This is a genomic window from Trebonia kvetii, assembly GCF_007827045.1.
Classification (GTDB): domain Bacteria; phylum Actinomycetota; class Actinomycetes; order Streptosporangiales; family Streptosporangiaceae; genus Trebonia; species Trebonia kvetii.
The window spans coordinates 125209-142242 of record NZ_RPFW01000010.1 but is presented as its reverse complement, the minus strand read 5'-3'; the positions used below and the strand labels follow the sequence as shown (position 1 = coordinate 142242).

General features: G+C 67.1%; 16 protein-coding genes. 8 read left to right on the top strand and 8 right to left on the bottom strand.

The genetic code is table 11. The features are described from left to right. Nucleotides 1–4: 4 nt before the first annotated feature. Nucleotides 5–607 carry a phosphoribosyltransferase gene (locus EAS64_RS39075; protein WP_145861630.1) on the bottom strand — a complete coding sequence of 201 codons (603 nt, stop codon included), beginning with the start codon at nt 605–607 and terminating at the stop codon, nt 5–7. Nucleotides 608–951: 344 nt separating this feature from the next. Here EAS64_RS39075 and EAS64_RS39070 point away from each other — a divergent pair, with 344 nt between their 5' ends. Both EAS64_RS39070 and EAS64_RS39065 read left to right on the top strand, forming a co-directional pair. Continuing rightward, on the top strand, nt 952–1524 hold the full coding sequence (locus EAS64_RS39070) for a hypothetical protein (protein ID WP_145861628.1): 573 nt from the start codon (nt 952–954) through the stop codon (nt 1522–1524). Between the two features lie 35 nt (nt 1525–1559). Continuing rightward, nucleotides 1560–2144 carry an NUDIX domain-containing protein gene (locus EAS64_RS39065; RefSeq protein WP_246116085.1) on the top strand — a complete coding sequence of 195 codons (585 nt, stop codon included), beginning with the start codon at nt 1560–1562 and terminating at the stop codon, nt 2142–2144. Here the strand turns inward: EAS64_RS39065 and ligD (EAS64_RS39060) are convergent. The 4 genes from ligD (EAS64_RS39060) to EAS64_RS39045 are packed head-to-tail and all read right to left on the bottom strand — an operon-like array spanning nt 2131 to nt 6182. Continuing rightward, nucleotides 2131–3072: a non-homologous end-joining DNA ligase gene (ligD, locus tag EAS64_RS39060; protein ID WP_145861626.1), complete on the bottom strand. Its 942-nt coding sequence runs from the start codon at nt 3070–3072 to the stop codon at nt 2131–2133. The two genes, EAS64_RS39065 and ligD (EAS64_RS39060), sit on opposite strands and share 14 nt — an antisense overlap. Before the next feature lie 21 nt (nt 3073–3093). Further along, the gene (ligD, locus tag EAS64_RS39055; RefSeq protein ID WP_145861624.1) at nt 3094–4524 is read right to left on the bottom strand and encodes a non-homologous end-joining DNA ligase; all 1431 of its coding nucleotides are present in this window, start codon (nt 4522–4524) and stop codon (nt 3094–3096) included. A gap of 29 nt (nt 4525–4553) precedes the next feature. Further along, entirely contained in the window at nt 4554–5384 is an 831-nt protein-coding gene (locus EAS64_RS39050; protein WP_187366501.1) for an AIM24 family protein, read from the bottom strand. A gap of 57 nt (nt 5385–5441) precedes the next feature. After that, entirely contained in the window at nt 5442–6182 is a 741-nt protein-coding gene (locus tag EAS64_RS39045; RefSeq protein WP_145861621.1) for an AIM24 family protein, read from the bottom strand. Between the two features lie 127 nt (nt 6183–6309). On the opposite strand from EAS64_RS39045, the gene EAS64_RS39040 reads away from it, so the two are divergent. After that, on the top strand, nt 6310–7392 hold the full coding sequence (locus tag EAS64_RS39040; protein ID WP_145861620.1) for an SPFH domain-containing protein: 1083 nt from the start codon (nt 6310–6312) through the stop codon (nt 7390–7392). A 143-nt stretch (nt 7393–7535) separates the two neighbouring features. Next, nucleotides 7536–8363, top strand: coding sequence for a hypothetical protein (locus tag EAS64_RS39035; RefSeq protein ID WP_145861618.1), 828 nt, complete (start codon nt 7536–7538; stop codon nt 8361–8363). A gap of 10 nt (nt 8364–8373) precedes the next feature. Here EAS64_RS39035 and EAS64_RS39030 read toward each other — a convergent pair whose 3' ends face one another. Both EAS64_RS39030 and EAS64_RS39025 read right to left on the bottom strand, forming a co-directional pair. Beyond that, on the bottom strand, nt 8374–10443 hold the full coding sequence (locus EAS64_RS39030; RefSeq protein ID WP_145861616.1) for a hypothetical protein: 2070 nt from the start codon (nt 10441–10443) through the stop codon (nt 8374–8376). A 328-nt stretch (nt 10444–10771) separates the two neighbouring features. Then, nucleotides 10772–11212 (bottom strand): DUF6918 family protein, encoded by a 441-nt coding sequence (locus EAS64_RS39025; RefSeq protein ID WP_145861614.1) that lies wholly within the window; start codon nt 11210–11212, stop codon nt 10772–10774. Between the two features lie 199 nt (nt 11213–11411). On the opposite strand from EAS64_RS39025, the gene EAS64_RS39020 reads away from it, so the two are divergent. The 4 genes from EAS64_RS39020 to EAS64_RS39005 all read left to right on the top strand — a co-directional run bounded on the left by EAS64_RS39020 (nt 11412) and on the right by EAS64_RS39005 (nt 15613). Next, the gene (locus tag EAS64_RS39020) at nt 11412–12167 is read left to right on the top strand and encodes a metal-dependent hydrolase (RefSeq protein WP_145861613.1); all 756 of its coding nucleotides are present in this window, start codon (nt 11412–11414) and stop codon (nt 12165–12167) included. Between the two features lie 220 nt (nt 12168–12387). Continuing rightward, on the top strand, nt 12388–13560 hold the full coding sequence (gene mftD, locus EAS64_RS39015; RefSeq protein WP_145861611.1) for a pre-mycofactocin synthase MftD: 1173 nt from the start codon (nt 12388–12390) through the stop codon (nt 13558–13560). A 35-nt stretch (nt 13561–13595) separates the two neighbouring features. After that, nucleotides 13596–14285, top strand: coding sequence for a hypothetical protein (locus tag EAS64_RS39010; RefSeq protein ID WP_145861609.1), 690 nt, complete (start codon nt 13596–13598; stop codon nt 14283–14285). Between the two features lie 419 nt (nt 14286–14704). Next, nucleotides 14705–15613 carry a glycoside hydrolase family 16 protein gene (locus EAS64_RS39005; protein ID WP_145861607.1) on the top strand — a complete coding sequence of 303 codons (909 nt, stop codon included), beginning with the start codon at nt 14705–14707 and terminating at the stop codon, nt 15611–15613. A 98-nt stretch (nt 15614–15711) separates the two neighbouring features. Here the strand turns inward: EAS64_RS39005 and EAS64_RS39000 are convergent, their stop codons facing one another. Further along, on the bottom strand, nt 15712–17019 hold the full coding sequence (locus EAS64_RS39000; RefSeq protein ID WP_145861605.1) for a ricin-type beta-trefoil lectin domain protein: 1308 nt from the start codon (nt 17017–17019) through the stop codon (nt 15712–15714). Between the last annotated feature and the right edge of the window lie 15 nt (nt 17020–17034).

Sequence of the window (17034 nt, the reverse complement as noted above, 5' to 3'; positions counted from 1 at the left end):
CCGGTCATTGTCCTGCCTTTGAGACGAAGGGTCCCGGCTCGGGGGGACACCACGCGCAGAAATCTCTCCCGGCAGGATCGAGAAACGCCGCCGACCTGGGATCGTCCGGATTCAAGTGCCGCCCGAGCACGACGATCGCGACGCGACGCGCCCCCGCCAGCTTCAGCGCGGCCGCCGTCGACTGGGCGCTGCCGCCGGACACCCAGGTGTCGTCAACGACCAGGAGGTCGCCACCGCTCACCGGAGTGTGCACCCTCAGCCAGCCGGGACTGACGCCCCGGTGGTGGATCTCACCCGACCGGAGGGACAGCCGCACCGGCGGCAGCCGGACGCAGTCCCGGACCAGCCCGGCGAGCGGATGCGCCCCGGGCCTGCCCTGCCCGCTAGGCACCACCGCGACCGCGGAAGGCCCCGCGGCCATCCCCGCCGCCCGCCACACGTCCCCGCCGTGCCCGTCCAAGAACCCGGCGAGCAGCTGGCGCAGCCGCTCCGCGGCAAGCGCCGCCTCCGCGGCACCGCAGCGCTCCGACTTATACCGGCGCAGATCCGCCGCGAGCGGCCCGCCGCGTACCGCATACCTAATCGGCGCGACGACATCGGCAAGCAATCCGCCGGCCTCGCTCAGCGCCGATTCACATTGGTAACACCGAGCAAACCCAACCCCAGCTGGCCCCCAGCAGGTGCGGCAAACCACACCCCGATGCTAGGCCCGCCCCCCGACAAACCCGCCCCAGCAACTGTCTGCGCAAGGTAGTGGATCGTTAGGAGGCACCGAGTCCTCCTAACGATGCTCAGCGTTCAGCACGGAATTGCCGACCGGGACCAGGCGTTGAGTGCCGGCCTTTCGCGATGGCAGGTTGAGCACCGGCTGGTATCAGGCGCGTGGCAGCGGGTGTATCCCGGCGTCGACGCGACATTCAGCGGCCCGCTGTCTCGCGATGCCCGGTTGTGATGCTGCCGCGAACAAGAGTCGAGGACACCGTCCTCGACCTAGTCGCAGCGGCGCGCACTTTCGACCACGCCTACACGTGGATTGCTCGTGCGGTCTCGAGGAAGCTGGTGACAGTGGCCGCCCTCCGCGCGTCCCTTGCCGGCCGACGTCGAATCCGGTGGCGGCGGTGGCTGGCCGACGCGCTGGAAGACGCCGAGGATGGCGTTTACTCATCGCTGGAGCGCCGCTACATCAAGGACGTGGAGCGGGCACACGGCCTGCCCAGGTCGGAGCACCAGGCACGTCGCCTGCTGGACGGCAAGGTCCAGTACAGGGACAACTGGTACCCCGACTATCGCGTCGTCGTCGAGATCGATGGCCCCGACTATCACCAGAACGAACGTGTTCAACTGGACAAGGATCGCGACAACAGGAACCTCGCCCTCGACAACGTGAAGACCCATCGGTTCGGCCCAGTCGCCGTCACGGAGCGCGCGTGCGAGACGGCCGCCATGGTCGCCGCCACGCTCCAGCGAAACGGCTGGGGTGGACTTCCGCACGCGTGCCGTAAGCCGGACTGCGCCGTTGGTTGACCCGGAGGTCAGGTGGGCGGGGCACAATTGTTCGGGTGCATACCGAACCCACATCTGGCACCGAGCCGGAGATCAGGACGCTGGCAAGCAGCGTCATCTACAGCGACAACTGGATGCGGCTGCGCAAGGACGAGATCGAACGGGCGGACGGGTCGCACGGGACCTACGCGGTGGTGGAGCGGGACAACTTCGCGGTGATCATCCCGGCCGAGAACGGCGGGTTCTTTCTGGTCGAGGAGTACCGCTACCCGCTCGGGCGCCGGTGCTGGTCGTTCCCACAGGGCAGCTTCCCCAAGGGCGAGGACGGCACGCCGGAAGAGCTTGCCCGTACCGAGCTCGCCCAGGAGACCGGCCTGCGCGCGGCGAACCTGGCGCGGCTCGGGACCCTGTCGGCGAGTCACGGCTCGTCAAGTCAGTATGGCGAGTACTGGCTGGCGACCGGGCTGATCCAGGGGCCGACCGACCTCGAACCGGAAGAGCTCGGCCTGCGCCACGAGTGGGTGCCGAGGGCCGGCTTCGAGGCGATGATCCGCGACGAGCGGATCGTGGACGACTCCTCGCTCGCCGGGTACGCGCTCCTGCTGCTCGCCGAGCGGCGCGGGGAGATCAGCTTGCCTTAGCCGGCAGCAGCGGTGCGAAAAGATCGCCCTGCTCCTCCACCCTGGCGAGCACGTCGGGCGCGGTGAAGAACAGGTCGGTCACCTGCCTGCAGGCCGCCACCTCATCCCAGGTGACCGGGGTGGACACCGTCGGGTGCTCCCTGGCGCGCAGCGAGTACGGCGCGATCGTCGTCTTGGAGCCGTTGTTCTGCGACCAGTCGATCAGCACCTTGCCGGTGCGCAGCGACTTCGTCATCCGCGAGACGACGAGCTTGGGCATGTCGCCTTCGAGCCGCTCCGCGTACTCCTTCGCCTTCGCGCTCGCCTGCTCGGCGTTCATGCCGCTGATCGGCGCGTAGAGCTGCAGGCCCTTGCCGCCTGAGGTTTTCGGCAGCGCCCGCAGCCCGTCCTCCTCGAGCACCGGGCGCAGTGCCTCCGCCACCCGGCAGCACTCCACGATCGTGGCGGGCGCACCCGGGTCGAGGTCAAAGACGAGAAGGTCCGGCTCGAGGCCGTGTTCCGGTGCGGCCTTGTGCTCGCCCTTGGGGTTACCGGGGAAGCGCCACATTGGCACGTGCAGCTCGATGGCGGCCAGGTTGGCCGCCCAGATGAGAGACGAAAGGTCGTCGAGCACTACATACTCGATCGGGTCGCCGGGGGCACGCGACCGGGAACTCGACGAGACGATCTCTTCCGTGCGCAGCCAACTGGGCCGTCCCGCGGGCGCGTGCTTGGCGAAGAAGGACTGGCCGTCGACGCCGTCGGGGTAGCGCTTGAGCGTCATGGGGCGGCCCGCCACGTGCGGCAGCAGCACCGCGGAGATCCGCTGGTAATAGTCCAGCACCTCGGCCTTGGTGAACCCGTCCGCGGGGTAAAGCACCTTGGGCAGGTTGCTCAGGGCCAGGTCGCGGCCGTCCACCTGAACGGAGATCTTGTCGGCTGCTGGCATGTCTGCCTCTCGGATGCTTGGCTACGTTTCCCTGACCACCTCGGCGGGATCCTTGTCGTCGCGCAGTCCCCGGTACGACGGCGCACGCATGCGGCCGGCCCGGGTCCAGCTGTCGAATGCCACCTCGGCCACCAGCCGGGGCTCTACCCAGACGGCACCCCTAGCATGCTCCGCGGGCACCGGCCCGTCGAACGGGCTGTCCGGACGGCGCAGCGGCTCGAGGCGCTGGCCGAGCATGCGGAGCGTGGCGTCGGAGAACCCGGTGCCGACGTGCCCGCAGTACACGAGGTCGCCGCCTTCGTGCAGCCCGATGAGCAGCGAACCGATCTGGCCCGTCCTGTTGCCCTTCCCCGGCTTCCAGCCGGCCACCACGACCTCCTGCATCAGCAGGTTCTTGATCTTGAGCCAGTTCCGTGACCGCGTGCCCGGCTCGTACGCGGAGTCGAGTCGCTTGGCCACCACGCCCTCCAGCCCGTTTGCGACCGAGGCGGCACGGACGGCCTCCAGATCCTCGCCGGGGAATGATGGGGGTGAGAGCCAGCCGCCACCGTTCGGGATGATGCTCTCGAGTATCTTCCTGCGCTCGGCATACGGGAGGCCCGTCAGCGGCCGCCCGTCTAGTTGCAGCACGTCGAACGTCAGGTAGGTGACCGGCGTCTGCTCCGCGAGCCGCAGCGCCTGGGTCGGCGAGGTGACGTGCATCCGGGGCTGCAGCGCCTCGAAATCGGCGCGGCCGCCGGTCAGCACGACGATCTCGCCGTCGAGCAGTACCTGCTTGTGCTTGACCGCATGGCCAAGCGCAGAGACCTCTGGGTAGGTGGCGGTGATTTCCTTGCCGGTCCTGGACACGAGCCGCAGCCGGCCCGCCTCGATGAGCGCTAGGGCGCGGACGCCGTCCCACTTCATCTCTACCGCCCAGGCCGCGAGGTCGCGGACGGGCGGGCTGCCTGGCGAGGCGAGCATCGGGGTCAGCTCGGCGGGCAGCGCCAGCCGCTCACGATGGATCATCCAGTTCTTGCCGCCGGTGGCGAACAGCACGTAGCCTCCGGTCACCCGCTCGCCGTGCAGGGTCACCTTGACCTCGCGGTCGGCCCACTTGAGCGTCTCGTAGGTGCCGCGATCCCAGATGGTGACCGCGCCGCCGCCGTACTCGCCGACCGGGATCTGGCCCTGGAAGGTGGCGTACTCCATCGGGTGATCCTCGGTGTGCACCGCGAGATGATTCACCGCGGGGTCATCGGGGACGCCCTTGGGCAGCGCCCAGGAGACCAGGACGCCGTCGCGTTCCAGGCGGAAGTCCCAGTGCAGCCGCCGCGCGTGATGCTCCTGGATGACGAAGACGCCGGACGCGGCAGAGCCCGCCACCGCGTGAGGTTCCTCCGCGGGGACGGGCTCTGGGGTGCGTGACGCGTCGCGCTTGCCTCGGTATTCCGCCAGCCGGTCCCGGTCCACGATTGGTCGGTACCCGTACTGAGGCTGGTCTACCAGCGACGGCGGGTCGCGTACGAGTGATTCCTGATGGATTCCATGCCTTCGGGCCGTTCGAAGATGGACTGCACCGCGACGCGGCCAGGACCGGTCAGCCGGACCATGATGTTGCGGTAGTCCCAGTTGTTCCGCCAGAAGGAGAAACCCATGTTCCTCGGGTACTCCAGGTGCAGGTGAACCCGGACTGATGTGTCCCGGTACACCAGCGAACTCGGCTGGATGGTCAGCGACTCGCCCTGCCCGAGGTCACGGATGAAGACGTTGCCCTTCGCGTGCAGCAGCAGCAGGCCCGGCCGGTCGGCGGCGGTGAAGATGTCGCCGTACTGACCCATGGGGTAGTGCCACTCCTGCTCGTCTGAGTCGCCCGTGATGTACCAGACGTCGTTGTCGCCCCAGTCGTAGCGGACGTTGCCCGTCGCGGTGAGGAACCGGTGCTCCTTGACCCAGATCTGCTGACCGTGCTGCAGCGGCAGCCCGATGACCTCGCCCGCGTGATTGTCCGACAGCGCGATGTGCCCAGGGCCGTGCGCCTCGAGCATGATCAGCGGCAGCCCCGCCATCATGCGCTTCCAGCCGCCGCGCAGCGACATGTTCTGCATCCGGGTGGCCGGGTCCGCCCACAGCAGCACATGATGCGAGAAATAGATCATCTCGTTCTGCGTGAGGTTGAACTCGGCGACCGGGACCGTCGTGCCCGCGATCTGGCAGTGCGACTGCCCGAACTGGAGCTTGGCCATGTCCCTGATCGGCGGCTGCTTCACCCAGCCCGAGTCGGTGACCATCTCCCTGATGTCGACAGGGGCGCCGCACAGCGGGCAGGTCATCGCACTTGGATCGCTCGGCTGCCTGCAGTATCGGCACACGTAGGTGTTCATCGCCGGCTACTCGCCAGAGCCGTGGTGATGGTACATCGACTGGATGCCGACACGTCCAGGGCCGACCATCTCGGCGAGGTACAGGCTGTGCCGTCCGAACATCCCGGTCTTCAGCGGCATCTGCACCGTGTTCATGGTGACCGAGGAGTCCTTGTAGAGGAAGCCGCCTGGCTCGACCATAATCTTCTCGCCGGGGCGGAGCGTCCGCTCGAGGACGTTGCCGTTGCCGTGCAGCAGCAGCAGTCCGGGGTACTGGGCCGTGACGAACCGGTCCATGAACATGCCGTTGCCGCCGTGCAGCATGTTGGCCAGGCCCTTGATCCGGATAAAGGAGTACTGGATGGAGTGCGAGGCAAGCAGGAATGCGTGCTCGCGGACGTCGATTTCCATGGTGGGGTGCAGCGGCAGGACCACGAGCTCGCCCGGCGCGTCCCTGGAGAACGCGATCCGGCCGGGGCCGTTGGCGACCGTCACGATGTGCGGCATGCCCCCGAGGGTGCGCCGCGGGCCATTCGTTTGCATGGACGAGAGCGGGACCGACTCGTCCTTCCACAACAGGATGTGGTGCTCGAAGTACACGCCGTCCTGGGGAGCAAGAGCGATCTCGGCGACAGGAACCAGTTCGCCTTCCACCTGGCACGTGCTCGCCGAGAAACGGAACTCGGTCATGTCGCGCAGCCGGGGCGCCTCGCGCCAGCCGGAGTCGCTTACTTTGTCTCGAACGTCAAGCGGCGCACCGCATGTCATACATGTGGTGGTTCCTGGCTGATTCTGTGCCTGACACCACCCGCACTGGATTGCTTCCACGGCACGAAAACATAGCAGTTCGGCGCCGGTAAGGCTTTACTTTGTCCTTAGCTGTATCGTTTCGTCTATGGCACTGTTCTCGCGGGAATTCATCGCGGTACCTGATGACAAGAAGGGCCAGATCGTCTTCAAGTGGCCCGATGTCACGATCCGTCGCTTCACGCATGCGATCGTCAACGCCGACGAAGTGGCGATGTTCGTCAATACCGGCCAGGTCGTGCAGACCATGGGGCCTGGGCGCCACCCGATCGACGCCGACGAGCTGCCGGGCCTCGGCGCGATCGTCGACTTCGCCACCGGCGGTAATGCCTACCGCGCCGAGTTGTACTTCGTCGGCACCCGCGAGTACACCGGCTATCGCTTCGGCGGGCGCGTCGACGATGTCCAGGACCCCCGCACTGGGCTTGTGGTGACGCTGCGCGTGTTCGGCGAGTACGCGCTGCGCGTCATCGACCCGGCGCGGCTGATCACCAACTTGACCGCCACGGTCGACGTGACCGACAACGACCGGATCGCCGGCTGGGTAAGCGAGCAGCTGCTCAAGGTGCTGCGCACCAATGTCACGACGCAGGTTGTCGCCAACGGCTGGCCGATCCTCGGCCTGTCGGTGCACTCACCCGAGATCGAGCAGGCCGCGATCACGTCGGCGAACGGGCAGCTCGAGGCGTACGGGATCGCGCTGACCCGGATGGGCAACTTTGACATCAACCTGGCAGAAGAGGACGCCAAGCAGCTCAAGCAGCTCGCCAAGGACACCTCGTACTCGCAGCTGGCCGGCGGCTTCCAGCAGTACGCGGCCGGCGAGATGGCGCTCGGCGCCGGCCAGGGCATGGCCCAGGGCGGCGGGGCGACCGACGGTGCGTTCCTCGCGGCCGGCTTCGCGCTGCCGGGAATGATGGCCGGGGCCATGCAGCAGCAACAGCAGCAGCGTCCGGCGCCGCAGGCGCCGCCTCCCGCACCGACTCCGGCTCCGGCGGCCGCCGGCGGTGCCGCGTGCGCCTCGTGCTCGACGCCGAACCCGGCGGGCGCCAAATTCTGCATGAGCTGCGGCACCGCGATGGCCCCCGCGGTCAAGCATTGCACGGAATGCGGAACGGAACTGCCCGGCGCGGCGCGGTTCTGCGCCAATTGCGGCCACGCGGCCAGCTGACATTCGGTTCACCCGGCGCGGGCCGCGGGCCGCCTATCGGCGGGCGGCGGCCCGCGCCGTTTCATTAGCCGCATTCGTCACGCTTTACCCCGTGATGATCAAAGTGGCGCGCCGCATCCCGCCGGAAGGGTTACCTTCTTGGGGTGGCTGGGATAACTATGTTCGACACCGCGCAGAACGACCAGTTTCCTGCCGGTGCCGCCGCCTATGCGGCATATGTCGATGGCGGCCTGGGCGATCAGCCCAATTACGCCTACATCGTGAGCACGTTCCCCAAGGCGCAGCACCTGTCGATCGCGCTGTTCGCAGCAAACAACGCCGATTGTCTCGACGTCGAGCCGGGGGCTGCAGTCCCGTCCGACATACCCGGCTGGCATGCGCGGCAGGTCGCCGGGGGCATCAAGCGGCCGGTGATCTACGCCAGCGCGTCCACCATGAACGACGAGATCCTGCCTGTTCTCAGCCAGGCAGGCATCGCCCGCGCGAAGACGCGGCTGTGGAGCGCGCACTACGGTCTCGGCGAGCACATCTGCGGCCCGCGCAGCTGCGGTCAGCTCAGCATCGACGCGGACGGCACGCAATGGACCTCAACCGCCATGGGCCTCAACCTTGATCAGTCGCTGCTGCTCGACACCTTCTTCACGACCACCGCCAAGGACCCGACCGTCACGGAGGCTGAATTGCAGTCAGGCCAGCTCAACACCGGTCATGGGGTTTTCACCGTGATCGCCGTGCCGCCGGGAACGGCTCATCAGGTCGCGTTCGCGATCGACAATCACGCCCAGAACGTGCCGGTCGCCCGGCTCCGCGTGGCCTTCTATGACACGCAGTGGCATGTCCACCCGGATGTGATACTCGACGGCTCGAAGGGACTCGCGGTCCTCGCCTTCCCCAACCCGGCCAAGACCGGTGTCGTCTCGGTGCGCCGCAATGACGCCGGCAAGGCCGCGGTCGGGTACGTCGTCTACTAAGAGGTGCCTGCTATGCCTTCACGGCCGCGGCCGCGCTCCCCGCGGTGTACCAGGTGTCACCCGCGAAGGTCACCGTGAAGGTGGTGTTCGCCTTGACGGTGAAGACGACAGAGAGCTGTCCCTTGGCGTTGACCGTCGCGCGCTTGATGACCTTCTTAGCGCCGCCCTTGACCTGCGCGTAGATGACAAGCGTCTTGTTGACGTGCGGGGCACCCAGACTCGCGGTCACCGTCACCTTCGTGCCCGGCTTCACCGACTTGGCCGACGCTGCCAGCTTCAGCGCCGGCTTGGCGGCGGTCACCGTCACGGCGTGGTTCGCCGTGGCGGGCAGGTAGGTGTTGCTCACGTAACTGGCGGCGTAGGTATAGCTGCCGGTGGCCGGTGGGATGTCGGTCACCGTGAAGCCGCCGCCGGCCGCCGTCTTCACGGTCAGCGTCGCCTGGGTCCGGCCGCCGACCTGGCGGTTGACCTTCACAGAAACCCCAGCCGGCGCGGCTGCGCCGTTCAGGGTGAGGTTGCCAGTGAGCGTCACCTTGGTCCCGGCCTTCACCGTGGCACTGGTCGCGGTCAGCGACATGCCGCTCGGCTTGGGGGTGCGCTGGGTCAGCACGACAATCGACTCGGCCGGGAGCGTGATCCCGCTGGCAATCGCAGCGGCCGTGGTCGCGGTCGTCGCGATCTTGGTGTTCGTCGAGTTCTGGTTGCCTGCGCTGTAGGTCTGCACCGTCAGATACGGGCTCAACGACGAGCCGGCCGTGGCCGTCTTGGCACTCCCTGTGTTGGTGTTGATGAGGGCCACGGCGACCTTGCCGCCGGGCAGCACCGACTGGAACCTGAGCACGTCGCCCTGCTGTGAAAGCTCCGAGAGCTGCGCACCGGGCTTGGCCAGTGCGGAGGCGAGGAGGTAACCGACGTACGGCGTGAGCGGCCGCGGGCTGGCGGTGGCCGGATTGCGCGGGTTGGTGAACATAGCCTCGTCTTGCTGGCAGTTGCTCGTCCCCGTGTAGTCCAGGTTGGTGTTCGTGTCCAGCGGCCACCAGTTGACGCTCTGGGCGCCCGCCGCCAGCCAGGACAGCACGTCGCCCGCCGCGAACAGCGCGCCCGCGGGAAGGCAGGGTACGCCCGTCTCCAGGAAGCTGACGCCTGTCTCGCCAATGATGACCTGCGCGCCCGGGTCGTAGGTGTTGAGCGTGCCCCGGATCTTGGCGTACTCGGATGGAATCTGCATCACCGACTGGATCACCTGCTGGTCCGACGGGTTCTTCTTCCCCGCGGGATCAGTGTTGCCGCCGAAGCTGAACGGGTACCAGTGCGCGTCCACGAAACTGATGTCCGCCCCGTCCGCCTGAAGAATGGTGTCGTTCCATGTGGTGTTGTTTGCCACGGCCGCTCCCCCGACCCCGTTGTCGAACGCCCAGGGCACCCCGATCTGCGCGTTCGGGTCTGCGGCCTTCATGGCGGTCATGTAGTCGCCGGCGTGCACTGCGTAGGAGTTCGCCATCACCGCAGTTGTCGGGCAGGGCCCGTTCGGCACGTAGTCAGCGATATTCGCCGGAGGATCGGCAAGCCACTCGTCTTCCATCCAGCACCCGTAGCTCTCGTTGCCGATCTCCCAGTCGGAGACCTGCTGGCCAGGGGTTGCCGCCGCCTGCGCCACCCACGCCGCGGCCAGATCGGGCGTTCCCGTGCCGTAGTTGACGGTCGCGAACGTCTGCGCACCGAGGTCACGCGCATGCTGGGAGAGCAGGGAGAAGTCGAGCGCGTCACTGGTCACGCAGGCCGCGCTGAAGTCGGCAAACGTTTGGCCGGCGGGGCAATTGCTGAGGTCGGTGTCGGTCTGCCAGTCGTACTGGTCTGCGGTCACCCCGCCGCTGTAGTGGATCTCGTTGAAGCCGGCCGCCTTGAGCAGCGGCTGGACCGCGTTAAAGTTGGCGGTAGTGGAATAGACGGGATCCCAGGGCGCGATATCCACGCCAAGCGGCGACGCCGAGAGAGTGACCGGCGTGCTGTCGCTCGGTGCGCTCGTGGCCGCACCGGCCGCGCCAGGCAACGCCGCTGCCGCCAAGACTGCGAGCGTCACGCCGGCTCCCGCGCATAGTGCCTGCTTGCGCCCACGCTGGGACAATCTTCGAATGCTCATAGTCCCCCACCCCATAGTCCCCGAAATCACTACACCCTAGATCGGTTTCATACTTATGCACTTAGATGACGCGCCATTGTGACCGAGAGTTTACGGCGAGCGGGAAATGCGGCTCGGAAAATTCGCCGCAAGGTAGCCGGCCGCTGGCTGCCGACGGTGCCCTGATCACATCTTCAGAAAATCGATTTGACTGCTGGCGTCCCCGGCAAGCACGACGCCCGCGAAAACCGTCATGTTACGGCTTTCCGCGGGCGCGGCTTGCAGAACGTCAGGCGTACTTCTGCACCATGGCACCCAGGGCGGGAAGCGCGGCGTCGATGTTCTTGCCCGCGCCACCGCGCACCATCTGGTACGCCTTGACGACCGCCGCGCGCCCGGAGAGTTGCGCCATGTTGTCGGTCACGGATAGCAGCGATTCAGACACCTCTTCGCCGCGCTTGGCCAGGTAGTCGCCAAAGTCCGCGCTGCCGGACGCGCCGAAGTCCGCCCAGTAGGGCTGGAGCTGCGCGATCATCTCGGGGAGCATGCTGCTAAGCGTCTCCTGGTAGTAGCCGGGCGCGAAGGCGGTAACCGCCTTGTACGCGGCCTTGACCGCGGTCCCTGAGATGCCGCCCTTGCTGGCGAGCTCGCTGTCGACGAGCGCCTGGGCGTCGGCGACAAGGCGCGGGAAGTTCTCGTCGTTAAGGAACAGCTCCTGCAGCGTGGGCATGAGGGAACTCCTGTTAGTAAGTGGAGAAATAGGGCTTTCCGGACGCTACGGTACTGGCCGGGCGGGCCCGGGAGTCGCAATTTCACAAGACGGTAACCGAACTGGAAGGCTGCCGCGCGCCTCCACCATCACCGTGACGCCCCCGTGAGAGGCTTATCCGGACAATCATCCGCATCCGTCAGCTGGGAGTCCGTCGCCGATGCTGGGCAGGGATCACGCGCTGAGCGGCGCGGTCGTCTTCGCGGCCCTCGCGCCATCGCTGCACGTCACGGAGGCGCACCTGGCAGCCGGGGTAGTCCTCGCCGCGGGCGCGGGCGTACTGCCGGATATCGATCACCCCGACTCGACGATCTCCCGGTCGTTCGGGTTCCTGACGGAATGGTTCGCCTGGCTGGTTGACCGGCTCTCCGGCGGGCACCGGCACGGCACGCACAGCCTGCTTGGCATTGCCGCGTTCACCGCCGGAGCATTCGGCGCGGGGCTCTACCAGCTTTCCGAGCCGAAGTCGGCACTCAACGGCCACCTAGTGTTCTCCTGGCATCTCGTGCCCGCCGCCCTGATACTCGCACTGCTGTACTCGTCGGCGCTGCGCGCACTGCACATCGGCGGTCATCACGGCGACCTGCTCGGCATCGCCGCCGCGGTGATCACCTGCTACACGGGCGCCGACCTGGCTCAGCTGTCCGTGGGGTCCTGGCATGTGCCGCTGCTCGCCACAGTCACCGCACTCGGCTGCGCGGCGCACATCGCTGGTGACGAACTGACCCACGGCGGGTGCCCGCTCTTCTGGCCGGCCAGCATGCACGAGTTCCACCTGCTGCCGCGTCCGCTCCAGATCACGACGGCGAAGCTCTGCGAGACCTGGATCGTCTTCCCGGTGCTCGCCGCCGGACTGGCAGTCGCCGTCTGGCACGCGACCGGGCACCCAGTGGCCATTCCCCAGCCGTCCAAGTAGCCAGCCACCTGCGGATCTTCGCCGTTGCACTGAACTGTGACGATGGGTAGCATCGACTATTAAGTCACCGAGTGCCATAATCCCTAGATGAGCCGGCGCCCCCGGATTCCGGCTCGTGACTGGCGGGTAGTGCTGCTGTCGGGCGCGAGGTCCCTTACTCCGCACCCGGCCCGGCGGGCGGCCGAGGGCGCGCTCTGATAAGGAAGGCAGTGAGACCACCATGGCCAACAAGTGGTTCGAGACCGTCGCGGTGGCACAGCGGCGAGCCAAGAGGCGCCTGCCCGCGCCCGTATACGGCGCGCTGATCGCCGGCGCCGAGGCGGGGACGACCATCCGGGACAATGTCGACGCGTTCGCGGAGCTTGGGTTCGCTCCGCACGTGGCGGGCCTGCCCGCGACCCGGGAGATGTCCACCACGGTCATGGGCCAGCAGATCTCGCTTCCCGTGCTGATCTCGCCGACCGGGGTGCAGGCCGTGCACCCGGATGGCGAGGTCGCGGTGGCCCGCGCCGCCGCCGCGCGCGGCACGGCCATGGGGCTGTCCTCGTTCGCGTCCAAGCCGATCGAGGAAGTGACCGCCGCCAACCCGAAGACGTTCTTCCAGATGTACTGGGTGGGCTCACGCGACGACATGGCCGCCCGCATGGAGCGGGCGCGTGCCGCGGGGGCCGTCGGCGTCATCGTGACGCTTGACTGGTCCTTCTCGTTCGGCCGGGACTGGGGCTCGCCGCGGATCCCGGAGAAGATGACGCTACAAGAAATGGTCCGGCAGGTGCCGGCGGCGCTGTCCCGTCCCGCCTGGCTGTACGGCTGGCTGCGGTCCGGCGCGATCCCCGCGCTGACCGTGCCGAACCTGCCGGTTGGCGGGGCGCCCGCGCCGACGTTCTTCGGCGCCTACGGACAGTGGATGCAGACGCCGCCGCCCTCCTGGGACGACGTCGCATGGCTGCGCGCGCAGTGGGACGGCCCCTTCATGCTCAAGGGCGTCACCAGGATCGACGACGCCAAGCGGGCCGTGGATGCCGGAGTATCCGCGATCTCGGTCTCCAACCACGGCGGGAACAACCTCGACGGAACACCGGCAACCATCCGGATTCTGCCCGACATCGCGCGCGCCGTTGGCGACCAGGTGGAGGTGCTGCTCGACGGCGGCGTCCGCCGCGGCGGTGACGTGGTGAAGGCCCTCGCCCTTGGCGCCAAGGCCGTGATGATCGGACGGGCATACCTGTGGGGCCTGGCCGCGAACGGCCAGGCAGGGGTGGAGAACGTGCTCGACGTGATGCGCTCAGGCATCGACGCGTGCCTGCTCGGGCTCGGGCATTCCTCGATCGGCGAGCTTTCGCCAGAGGACCTGGTGATCCCGCCGGGCTTCACACGGCGGCTGGGGGGATAGCATGCCCCACGCGCCCCTGCGGCTATGCTCGGCGCGTGGCGGCGGGTACAGGGATTAATGCGGGCGCGGCATCAAGAGTCCTGAATCGCGCGTACCGGCAGATTGGCGGACTTGCCGGGAAGCGCCTGGCCGGCGTCGTCCTTGCCTGCTACGCTTTCGCGACCGACCTGGTGAGCGGGTGGCATGGCATGAACTTCGCCATGCGCGGCCTGCTCGACGAGCCGGCTCATGTGGCTACCGCACTCGTCATCCTGGGCGCCCTCATCAGGTGGCGCGGCACGCTGCCCGACCCGCGGTTCGGCCTGATGATGCTGACCTGCTCATGGGCCGTCGACGTGGATCACCTGCCGGCCGAGTTCGGCAGCTACGTCCTGACGGACGGCACGCCAAGGCCGTATACCCATGCGCTGTGGGTGGTAATCGTGCTCACCGTTGCCTGGGCGGCCGCCCGGTTCCGCGCGGTCCGCTCGGGACGTCTCCGGCCCGCGACCGCAGAACTCATCCTGAGCGGCACCGCATGGGGTGTCGCGGCGCACTTCGTGCGGGATATCGCGACAGCACCCATGGCCTTCTGGTGGCCGGTGACCGGCATGTCCGCTGAGGTGCCGTACTGGTGCTACGTGGCAGCCTTGTCGTGCTGCATCGCTATACCCCCGCACAGGCTCCGGCTATTGCGTCCTCACAAGCCCGTTCAGGTGCCAGAGATCGCCGCCGCGCAGCAGTAGCCGAGGCGGTCGCCGGCGGGCGCACCGTCACGGTTGGGTGCACATTTGCCGCCATAAGCCGGCTACATCTGTGCTTGTTGGTCTAAGCTGGCGACCTGTTACCGGGGGCGCAAAGTGGGGCTACAAGGAGAAGACGATGCTGTCACGGCGTTACGCCCGGTTGGGCGCGAGCGTCGGCTGTGCATCCGTGGTCGTTGCCGCAGGGCCGGAACGGCGGCCGCCGCGTGCACCATCCCGTCGGCTTAGTCCACCACCATTCCGCGATCAAACCGGACAGATTTGCCTATCGCCGCAGGTCAGGACGGGGAACGTAACCGATCAAGCTGGCCAGGCCGGATATGCTAGCATCCTGCCTCACATAGGCGACATACTTCCCCGCTGGCGTCTAGTGCTTGGAAGACCTCTTGCAGCTCGATGACATGACAAGTCGGCATAGCTTCACCCAGAGGCGTCAGCGCAGTCGGACACGGACCGTGCTGATAGCGCTGACTGCCGCCCTTGCCGCTGCGGTCCTCGTCGTTACTGGCCTCGTCGCTAAGGGATTCGCATCGAGCGACGGCAGACCGCAGGCGGCCTCCCTGGCTCCATCGCCTCAGTTCACGATGCCTAAGAACTGGAAACTGACGTTTTCCTCAAATTTCACCGGCAGTGTGGTCAACACCAAGGTGTGGGCGACCTGCTACTGGTGGGTGAAGCCCGGACAGGGCTGTACTAACTACGGCACCGGCTCCGAACTGGAGTGGTACCAGCCCTCGCAGATCGAGGTCAAGGACGGCATCCTGCACTTGCTTGCGGAGCGGACAAAGACCGCGGGACTGGACTCCAAGGGCAACCCGAAGACCTACGCGTGCCGTTCGGGCATGGTTACCACCGCGCCGAGCTTCAACTTCAAGTACGGCCTTGTGCAGATCACGGCGCGAATTCCCTATAACAAGGAACTTTGGCCCGCGCTCTGGCTCGTGGCGTCCAATCACAAGTGGCCGCCGGAGGTAGACATCCTTGAGCACTGGAACACGGACCTGAACGCGAAGATCTACCTGCACCCGAAGACGGGGGCTCGTCAGGGCGGCCCCATCTACACGCCGGGCAACCTTTCCAAGGGCTGGCACACGTTCCGGCTTTACTGGACCAAAACCCAGCTCACCTGGTTCATCGACGGGGTCCAGGTCTTCACCACCAAGACCGGCATTCCGCAGCAGGACATGTACCTCATCATGAACATCGCGGACACCGCGGCGGGAACGTCCGCTGGCCTGGGCACGGGCCCGGGCATCTGCACCGGCAACATGGCGATCAAGTCGGTGAAGGTCTGGCAGCCGCCGGCCTGACGCGTTCCGCCGGGTAGGGTTCCACACAGTCAGGCGCCCGGGTGCCGCTCGCAGAGCGGCACCCGGGCGCCTTGGTTTTGCCTGGCTAGCTACTTAATCTAGATGGCCCAGCGTTGGGTCGCGTCGTCGTTGCAGGTCTCGATGACGATCCGGGCAGACGTGTTGCCAAGCGGATCGGCGAGGCACAGCCCGGTCCTCGGGTTAACGAACTCGCCGTTGGACTTGTGGGTCCAAACCTGATCGCCGGTGCCATTACAGGGATACCAGTCCAGCCAGGCGCCGCTCGACGTGGTGCCCTTGACGTCGTCGAGGCAACCACCCTGGACACGTAGGGTCCCGTCGGAGTAGAAGGACCACTGCTCGCCGGCGAGACTGGCGCAGGAACGCAGGGCGATCGGGTTGCCCGCGACGTTCAGCGAATTCTGGTTGGCGAGACACATGCCCTCGTAGCCAGTCATGTGGCCGGCAGCGGTCGCCTTGGCGGTGGGGGTGGAGTTCCCGCCCTTCTCGTAGACGGCGACATACCCGAGGCTCATCGAACCGCCCGAGGTGGTAGCGCTTGTCGGGGTGGTGCAGTTGCACTCCCCATCGGGGTACGACCCGCCGAGCGTCAGGTCGAGTACGAAGTAGAACCCGTGGTCGATGGCCTTCTGCCAGGCAGCCACCCCCACCTTTGCCTCGGTGATCGTCTGGATCACCTTGCCGTCGATGAGGAACTGCAGGTACTCGGCACTCGTCTTGGTCCTGTTCACGATCGCCGAGAAGGTGTGATAGCCCGACCGGCAGTCGCCCGCGCAGGAGACCAGGTAGTGCCCAGTGCTGCCCGCGGCGTCGTGCAGCGCCTGCGAGGCGCCAGGCCAGCCGTTGATGGCTTCCATCATGTCGATCTCGCCCGTGGACGGCCAGCTGCCGCCGGTCCGGTTCGGCGCGCCAAGTGCCGCGAACGCCGGCCAGTACCCGAGGGCGTTCGCAGCGGAGGGCAGCCTGATCGAGGCCGTCATCTTGAGTTCGCCGCCTGCTGGCGCCTTGAAATCGTCGCGCGTGCTCTCCAGCCGGGCCGACTGCCACGTTCCGTTGCTGGTACGGAACGCCTTCAGGACAAGATGCCCGCTTCCGTCCAGGTAGGCGTTCTTAGTCGAATTCGTGGCTTGCTGTACCGCGCCGTCGCCGAACCCGGTGCCAAGGTCATGAAACCAGTTGGCCGAGGACGGCGCTTTGCCCGCAGTGCCCGGGAAGTCATCGGCGAAAACCCTCGTCCAGCCAGCCGGCGCCGCGGGTGCCGTTCCCGCCGGGGCTTTCACCTCGGTCAGCGCCATCGGCTGGATCGCGGCCGCGGCACGGCTGGCACAGCCGGCGAGAAACAGCACAGCAAGGAGGGATAGCAGTGATTTCTTGGGTCTAGCCATGAGAGCAAACCTAAA